Source organism: Dialister sp., assembly GCF_051885895.1.
Classification (GTDB): Bacteria; Bacillota; Negativicutes; order Veillonellales; family Dialisteraceae; genus Dialister.
This window is the reverse complement of record NZ_JBJEXP010000094.1, coordinates 19,115-26,461: the sequence shown is the minus strand read 5'-3', so window position 1 is coordinate 26,461 and position 7,347 is coordinate 19,115. Positions and strand designations below refer to the sequence as shown.

Genomic DNA, 7,347 nt, shown 5'->3' with positions numbered 1-7,347 from the left:
TTTTCCTATGAACGTGTTAAAGAAAAATTCAATAAGCATTTCTTTTCCGTCGAGACCGCATTTTTTACCCTTCTTTTCTTTTTGGGATAACAATTGTCTTTAATAAATTCCTCAATGATGTATAATAGAGACAGGTTATGGTGAAAAGTATGGATTCCGTACTGTTTCGCCGGTTTGACTGTTTTCTGTTTGAAGGGGCCCGGTCTTTCCGCTGCCGGCAGGTATACCGGTATCCGGGACGCTCGATCCCCCGAAAAGGAGAAACAGAAAAACCTTTGAGGTGTTTCCTCCGAATTTTTTCGATTGTGAGATCCGGCATTTTCAGACATTCTGCCATATGCAGGCTGGAGGGGTAGTGTGCTGAAAAGCAAGTCCGTCGATCTGCCGCCGTTGAAGTTGTTTGACTGTTACAGGACTTCAGGGCGGAGTTATTCCTGCAGAAGGCCGGGAAGAGGCCTTTCCTCCTTTCCCTGACTGCCGGAAAGTCCGCCGTTTGGACTTACGGGAGAAAAGGAAAGCGGAAATCAGCTGTTGCCATGGAAGGCATTCATGCACCGGTCCCGCACGAAGTCAGTGTTTCCGCAGAAGTAACATGTTCAGTATCCATCCTGTCCTTTGACCTGTACCTGGCTGACGGTACCGCAGCCGCAGGGAGGAAAGTCTTTCCCTTTCTTTTCCTGCCGGGATTATCCCACGTACCTCTTCATAGCTGCATATCCTATGTATCTATGATTACACCATTCCCAAACTCCAAAAATACAAACGCCTTCACCGGCTGCCATCCGGTGGAGGCGTTTTACGTAGAAAAAGGACTGTGAAAAAATGTTAATGATTTCTTCACAGTCCTTTTTCCATGATTTCTATATTCTCCGGGGATTTTTGAAATGACGAGGCTATCTGACGTCTGATTGTCTGATAAACTTCCGTCATTCCTTTCCCTTTTTTTCAGCATATGCGGGGCAGTCCTTCTCCTCTGAGGGGAAGGAGTTTTCTTTTTCCGCCGTAGGCGGTGATCAGATGGACGCCCTTTCCTTCCATAATGCGTCCTGCCAGGGAAGCCTCTCTCCCGTAGGGATGACGGTGAAGGACCTCCAGGGCCCGGTCTGCCTCCTTTTCCGGAAGGACAATCATCATCTTTCCTTCATTCCCCATGGTGAGAGGATCCAGCCCCAGAATCCCTGCCAGTTCCCGTACGCTTTCTGACAGGGGAATCCGTTCCTCCTGCAGCTCCATGGCTCTGCCCGAGGCCTCAGCCAGTTCATTGGCCACCGTGGCCAGTCCGCCCCGGGTAATGTCGCGGATGGTGTGAATGGAAAGGCCCTCTGCCAGAAGGCTTTCCACCAGGCCCCAGAGAGGAGCGCAGTCGCTGCGGAGTCCGCTTTTCATATGAAGTCTTTCCGTGAGAATGGTGCCATGGTGGTCTCCCATGGTGCCGGTCAGGATAACCGCATCTCCCGCTTCCATGGCGGAGGCGGAAATGGTGCAGTCCGCCGCTCTTTCGCCCAGACCTGCCGTATTGATGTAAAGGCCTCCCCTGCCTTCAATCACCTTGGTGTCTCCTGCCACAATGGAAACGCCGGCTTCCCGGGCTGCTGCCGCCATGGAAGCCGCCACCTTTTCCAGCGTATCCGTTTCCAGTCCCGTTTCCAGAATGAAGGACGCCGTCAGATAGAGCGGCTTTGCCCCCATGGAGGCGAGATCATTCACTGTACCGCAGATGGAAAGCTTTCCGATGTCTCCGCCGGGGAAGAAAAGAGGCTCCACCACGAAGCTGTCGGAGGTAAAAACAGGATGTCCCTTCATCACCGGCAGCACGGCGCCGTCTTCCATGCGGTCCAGTATGGGATTGGTGAAATATTTTTCAAAAAGCTGATGGATGAGGCGGCCGGTTTCCTCGCCGCCGGATCCATGCCGAAGTTCAATTTTCATGTCAACCTCCCCGATAGGTAATAGAGCAGGCCCCTTCGCCGGATACCATGCAGGCGCCTACAGGATGATCCGGTGTGCAGGCTCTGCCGAAGCAGGGGCAGTCACCGGGAGTCATGCGTCCGGTAAGCACCTGGGCGCAGCAGCAGCCTGCAGGCATGATATCTTCCGTCAGATTCCTGCTTCCTGCATCCAGCCCTGCATAGGCAGCGGAAAGATAAAGGCCGGAGCCTTTGATATTTCCCAGTCCCCGCCACACGGCGTCTCCCTCTTCAAATACATCCGCCATAAGGGAGAGAGCCCGCCGGTTTCCTTCTTCCCGCACCACAGAGGGATATTCGTTCCACACGCCGCCCTGCTTTCGGGATGCTTCCAGCACCAGCCGGGCCAGGGCGCGGAGAAGAAGGGGCGGAGTAAAACCGCCGATAACCATAGGCTTCCCGGAGTCTTCCGCCAGCTTCCGAAAGGGCCTGCTTCCCGTAATCACCGCCACATGACCGGGGCAGAGGAACCCGTCAATATGAGGATCTCCTGCCAGGATTTCCATGGCCTGGGGCATGGTTTTCAGGGCAGTAAGGAAACGGATATTGGGAATCTTTTCTTCCCATACCCTCTTGATGAGATCCGCCCAGACCGGAGCCGTGGTTTCAAAGCCCACTGCTGCCAGTACAAAGGTGGTCGTCCTGTCCCGTTCAGCCATTGCCAGCACATCTTCCGGATTATAGAAAAAATCCGCCTGGCCGCCCCTGTCCCTGGCGCCGGCCAGAGACATCCGGCTTCCCGGCACCGCCAGCAGGTCGCCGAACGCCATGACCCTGTGCTGCGGCTTCATGCTGCAGGACACCAGTTTGTCGATATAGGCCGTAGGCGTCACGCACACCGGACATCCGGGACCGGAAAGCAGGGTGATTTTCGGCGAAAGAATCTGCCGGATGCCGCTTCGGTAGAGAGAAGACGTATGGGTGCCGCAGACCTCCATGAGCCGAAGCGGCGGTCCGGCATAGGATGACAGATAGCGGGCCAGTTCCTTTTCTCTCATTCCTTTTCCATCTCCTCGATTTCCCTGAAAAGGGAAATCCAGTCATGGGCTTCCTCTTTTTCAACGATCTGGATGGCCATGCCTGCATGGACAAGCACGTAATCCCCGATTCTGGCAGGCACCATGGCCAGATTCACCGGCACTTCGGTGCCGGAAAAATCCACCATGCCATGAGTGCCTTTTATGCTCACGACTCTTCCCGGATAAGCTACACACATATTTCCTCCTTAAGGGAACTTCCGTGGAAAGCGTATCGGATTTCACAGAGATATCCATTCCCGTGAAATCCGATACCGCCACGCCCCTGTTCCTCATCCCTGCATAAGGCCGTACCAGGCCTGTCCGAGGGCAATGCCCCCGTCGCCGCAGGGAACTTTTTCATTTCCATAGACTTTAAAATGCGCCTTTTCCAGCGCCTGTTTTGTTTCCGTCCATAAAATACCGTTATGGAAGCAACCGCCGGTAAGAATGACCTGCTCCACTCCCAGAAGAAGAGCGCTCTTCACGACCATATCCACAATCGCTCTGTGAAATCCCAGGGCTGCTTCCTCTATTTTACCATTTCCTTCCACCAGGGCGGAAATGAGAGCTTTCCTGTCCCAAAGAAGGCTGCCGTCTTTTTCCTGCAGAGTAAGGCTCATGGGGAGGGGCTTCCGCCCTTCCATGAGGGCCCTCTGCGCCGCTTCTTCCAGCGCCATGGCGCACTCTCCCTTGAAGCGGTTTTCTTCCCGGATATGAAGCAGGGCGGCGGCGCTGTCAAACAGGCGCCCCATGGCTGAATCCCGGATGCGGTTTACTCCTGCGTCCAGTGCCGCCTTCACCAGGCCATACCGGCTGTCTCGGGACGGAAGGCCTGCATAGGCCAGACCGGCGAGTGCCGTTTTCCAGGCCTGTTTCATGGAAATATCGCCGCCCAGCATGGGCATGGCATCCAGATGGCCCGCCCGCACCATGGAGTCCTCCTCCAGAAGGAGGATTTCCCCGCCCCACAGGGTGCCGTCGGTGCCATAGCCGGTGCCGTCAAAAACAAAGGCTGCCGCTTTCCCCCGGATCCCATGCTCCGCCATGACGGAAAGGCCGTGGGCATGATGGTGCTGCAGATGAAGCAGGGGAATCCCTTCTTCCCTGGAAATCCGTTTCCCCAGTGCTGCAGACACATAGAGAGGATGAAGATCCGCCACCACTTTTTCGGGGTGAATGCCCAGCATGGATTCCCAGTCCCGGATCATGCGGAGCAGGGCTTCCTCGGAAGACTCGTTTTCCAGATCGCAGGGCATTTCCCCGGGGTACAGCCGCCCTTTTCCCGACAGGCAGATGGAAGGCTCCATATCAGCGCCCAGAGCCAGCACCTCTCCCTCCCCTGCTCCGTGGATAACAGGCTCCGGCAGAAATCCGCGGGTGCGCCGCAGCAGATCCTGGTGCGGTCCCTCCGCTTTTATCACGCTGTCATCGGCAGGGCGGAGGATGTCCCGGTCATTGGTGAACAGATAATCCACTTCGTGATTTTCGAACCAGGCAAGAGCCTCTTCATCCCGGTAAAGGATAGGTTCTCCGCTGATATTGGCACTGGTCACCACCAGAGGCGCCCCCACGCCTTCCGTCAACAGGTCGTAGAAGGCAGAGGGCGGAAGAAAAATTCCCAGCCGGGGCACGCCTTCCGCCACCTCCGGAAGCACCGCCTTTCCCGGACGGCAGAGCACAATGGGGCAGGCAGGAGAAAGAAGGAGCTTCCTGTCCTCCTCCTGAAGGCGGCACAGCTTTTCCGCATCCGCCAGGGAATGGACCATCAGGGCAAAGGGCTTTTTCTCCCGGTGCTTCAGCTGCCGCAGGGAAAGCACCGTTTCCTTCCTGTCTCCCCGTCCCACCAGGTTGTATCCGCCGATGGACTTGACCATCACCACCTGTCCTTCCCGGACCAGGGACACCGCCTTCTCCATGGCTTCCTTTCCCTGCAGCTTTTCTCCGCTTCCAGCCACGAAAGACAGAGCGGGGCCGCAGGCGCTGCAGCAGATAGTCTCTCCATGGCAGCGCCGGTCCGCCGGATTTTCATACTCTTCTTTGCAGTCAGGACACAGGGGAAAGGACTCCATGGCCGTATGGGGACGGTCATAGGGAAGGCGCCGGATAATGGTATACCGGGGCCCGCAGGCTGTACATGACAGGAAAGGATACCCATAGTGCCTGTCCTTCCTGTCATGCAGCTCTTTCCGGCATGACGGGCAGATGGCAATATCCGCAGGAAAAAGAGGTGCCTCAGGCTCTCCGCTGCTTTCTACCGCCCGAAAACCGCTGTCTTCTTCCAGGGGAAGTTCCTTCTGTGAAATGGATTCCACCTCTATGGGATAAGGCGCCTGCCGCAGCGCTTCTTCCATGGCAAAAAGGGCCTCCCTCGTTCCGGAAGCCCTGATTTCCACCATGCCGCCCAGATTTTTCACCCAGCCTGTCACCTCTGCTTTTTTTGCCGCGCGGCACACAAAGGGACGGAATCCTACCCCCTGCACCCGGCCTTCCACAAGGAGACCAACGGTATGAATATGGGACATGGCTCTGCCTCCTTTTAATAATGGCCGTAAGGGGCCGCCTCTGGCGGCCCGGGTTCACAGGGTAGATAGAAAAGTAAGCGGGCCTTTGGGGCCTGAAGATTGAAGCAGCTTCGGCGCAAGGGTTCGCAGGTTTAACAGCCGGGAAGCGGCCGAGAGTTACTGCGCCCTGTGTTCATTTGGAAATACAGCCGGGCCGCACCGGCGGCTCACATCTTCCCGGCTGCTTTTTCAATCCATTCCGCCGCTTCTTTATAGCCTTCTCCCGTTTTTCCGCTGACTTTGAAAACCGGGGCGTTCTTGTTCAGGTGACGCAGGCCTTTCATGAAGAAATCCTCGTCAAAGTCCAGATAAGGAGCCAGGTCTATTTTATTGAGAAGGATAATATCCGCCTTTTCAAAGGCCAGGGGATATTTGTAGGGTTTATCGCTGCCGTCAGCCACGCTTACAATAAGCATTTTAATATTTTCCCCTATGTTCAGCTCCGCAGGACACACCAGATTTCCCACGTTTTCAATGAAAAGGATGCCTCCTTCGCGGAAATCCATGGTATGCACCGCATTGTGCACCAGGGGAGCGTCCAGATGGCAGGCGCCGAAGGTATTGATCTGAGCGGCGGTGACATTTTCCTTCCGAAGCCGTTCCGTATCAATGTCCGATTCTATATCCCCTTCAATCACATAGACCTTGGATCTGATGTACTTCATCAGCTGTTCCAGGGATGTGGTCTTTCCCGTCCCCGGTGCTCCCATGACGTTAACGGTGTACACGTCCCGTTTCATGAGATAGTCTCTTACGTGTTCCGCGATGTGATTGTTATGGGCGTAAATGTCTTCCATTACGCCGGCTTTCACCATATGCATTTAGTCAACCTCCAGGTCTACTGATTCTATATAAAATTCCTTGCCGATTTCCGTAGGCGAACCATCGCCGCCGCAGAAGGGGCAGGTAAAGGAAAACCGCTTCCGTTCAAACAGGCGCCCACACCGGTCGCATTTCATTTTGGGCCTGATGTCCCTGATGGTCAGAAGGGCGCCCTCGCAGAGGGTGCCCTCGGAAATAATATCAAAATACATCTGGATGGATTCTCCGATGAATCCGGAATCTTCTCCCACCACCAGATGGATGGCCTTCACGGTGCCCCCTTTTTCCCGGGCTGTTTTTTCCGCTATCCGCACGATTTCCAGGGTGACAGGATACTCATGCATGGCTGTCATCCTTTGCTTCCGGTTCTTTGGCGGAAGGCGCCTTTTCTCCGGCCGGGGCGGTGCGCGGCGGACGGCGCCGCAGCACCTTCCCCTGGTACACTGCTTTCATTTCCTTTTTCTCTCCTGCTTCCCAGGCTTCCGCCAGGGTGAGGCAGTGGGCAGGGCAGCCCTCTGCACAGACGCCGCAGGTGATGCATTTTTCCCGGTCTATGGTCCAGGTGCGGTTTTTCCGGTCTATGGAAATGGCCTCTGCCGGACAGTTATGCTCGCATTTGCCGCAGAAGAGGCATTTGTCTGCCTCGATGCGGATATGGGTATCCGGCAGGTTCACTGCTTCTGCCGGAGCCGCTTTCTTTTCTTCCGCTGCCGGAACTTCCCTGTCCTGAGGAACTGCTTTTTCGGCCGGCGCTTCCTGCACGGCAGGCGTTTCTTCTTTCTTTACGGGAGGCCGGTGCGGCGGGCGGCGCAGCACCTTTCCCTGGTACACTGCCTTCTTTTCCTTTTTCTCTCCCGCTTCCCAGGCTTCCGCCAGGGTGAGGCAGTGGGCAGGACAGCCCTCTGCACAGACGCCGCAGGTGATGCATTTTTCCCGGTCTATGGTCCAGGTGCGGTTTTTCCGGTCTATGGAAATGGC

7 protein-coding genes are annotated in these 7,347 nt (G+C 55.8%); all 7 read right to left on the bottom strand.

Going from position 1 to position 7,347, the window contains the following annotated elements:
* Window positions 1-945 precede the first annotated feature (945 nt).
* Complete coding sequence (hypE, locus tag ACI4N7_RS08140; RefSeq protein ID WP_439732860.1) at window positions 946-1,929, bottom strand: hydrogenase expression/formation protein HypE; 984 nt, start codon at window positions 1,927-1,929, stop codon at window positions 946-948.
* A 1-nt stretch (window position 1,930) separates the two neighbouring features.
* The gene (gene hypD, locus ACI4N7_RS08135; protein WP_439732859.1) at window positions 1,931-2,965 is read right to left on the bottom strand and encodes a hydrogenase formation protein HypD; all 1,035 of its coding nucleotides are present in this window, start codon (window positions 2,963-2,965) and stop codon (window positions 1,931-1,933) included.
* A complete protein-coding gene (locus tag ACI4N7_RS08130) occupies window positions 2,962-3,183 on the bottom strand; it encodes a HypC/HybG/HupF family hydrogenase formation chaperone (RefSeq protein ID WP_439732858.1) in 222 nt (73 codons plus the stop codon). Before ACI4N7_RS08130 ends, hypD begins: the two co-directional genes overlap by 4 nt.
* Window positions 3,184-3,276: 93 nt before the next feature.
* Window positions 3,277-5,508, bottom strand: coding sequence for a carbamoyltransferase HypF (gene hypF, locus ACI4N7_RS08125; protein ID WP_439732857.1), 2,232 nt, complete (start codon window positions 5,506-5,508; stop codon window positions 3,277-3,279).
* Window positions 5,509-5,714: 206 nt separating this feature from the next.
* Window positions 5,715-6,368 carry a hydrogenase nickel incorporation protein HypB gene (gene hypB, locus ACI4N7_RS08120; RefSeq protein ID WP_439732856.1) on the bottom strand — a complete coding sequence of 218 codons (654 nt, stop codon included), beginning with the start codon at window positions 6,366-6,368 and terminating at the stop codon, window positions 5,715-5,717.
* Window positions 6,369-6,713, bottom strand: coding sequence for a hydrogenase maturation nickel metallochaperone HypA/HybF (locus ACI4N7_RS08115; protein ID WP_439732855.1), 345 nt, complete (start codon window positions 6,711-6,713; stop codon window positions 6,369-6,371). It lies immediately after the preceding gene.
* A partial coding sequence (locus tag ACI4N7_RS08110) for a 4Fe-4S binding protein (protein WP_439732854.1) occupies window positions 6,706-7,347 on the bottom strand: 642 nt, incomplete at its 5' end. The genes ACI4N7_RS08110 and ACI4N7_RS08115, both read right to left, overlap by 8 nt.

Excerpts from the sequence above, each read along its gene's own strand:
- hypF (WP_439732857.1), bottom strand. The coding sequence starts at position 5,508 with ATGTCCCATATTCATACCGTTGGTCTCCTTGTGGAAGGCCGGGTGCAG.
- hypD (WP_439732859.1), bottom strand. The coding sequence starts at position 2,965 with ATGAGAGAAAAGGAACTGGCCCGCTATCTGTCATCCTATGCCGGACCG.
- hypB (WP_439732856.1), bottom strand. The coding sequence starts at position 6,368 with ATGCATATGGTGAAAGCCGGCGTAATGGAAGACATTTACGCCCATAAC.
- hypE (WP_439732860.1), bottom strand. The coding sequence starts at position 1,929 with ATGAAAATTGAACTTCGGCATGGATCCGGCGGCGAGGAAACCGGCCGC.
- ACI4N7_RS08130 (WP_439732858.1), bottom strand. The coding sequence starts at position 3,183 with ATGTGTGTAGCTTATCCGGGAAGAGTCGTGAGCATAAAAGGCACTCAT.
- ACI4N7_RS08115 (WP_439732855.1), bottom strand. The coding sequence starts at position 6,713 with ATGCATGAGTATCCTGTCACCCTGGAAATCGTGCGGATAGCGGAAAAA.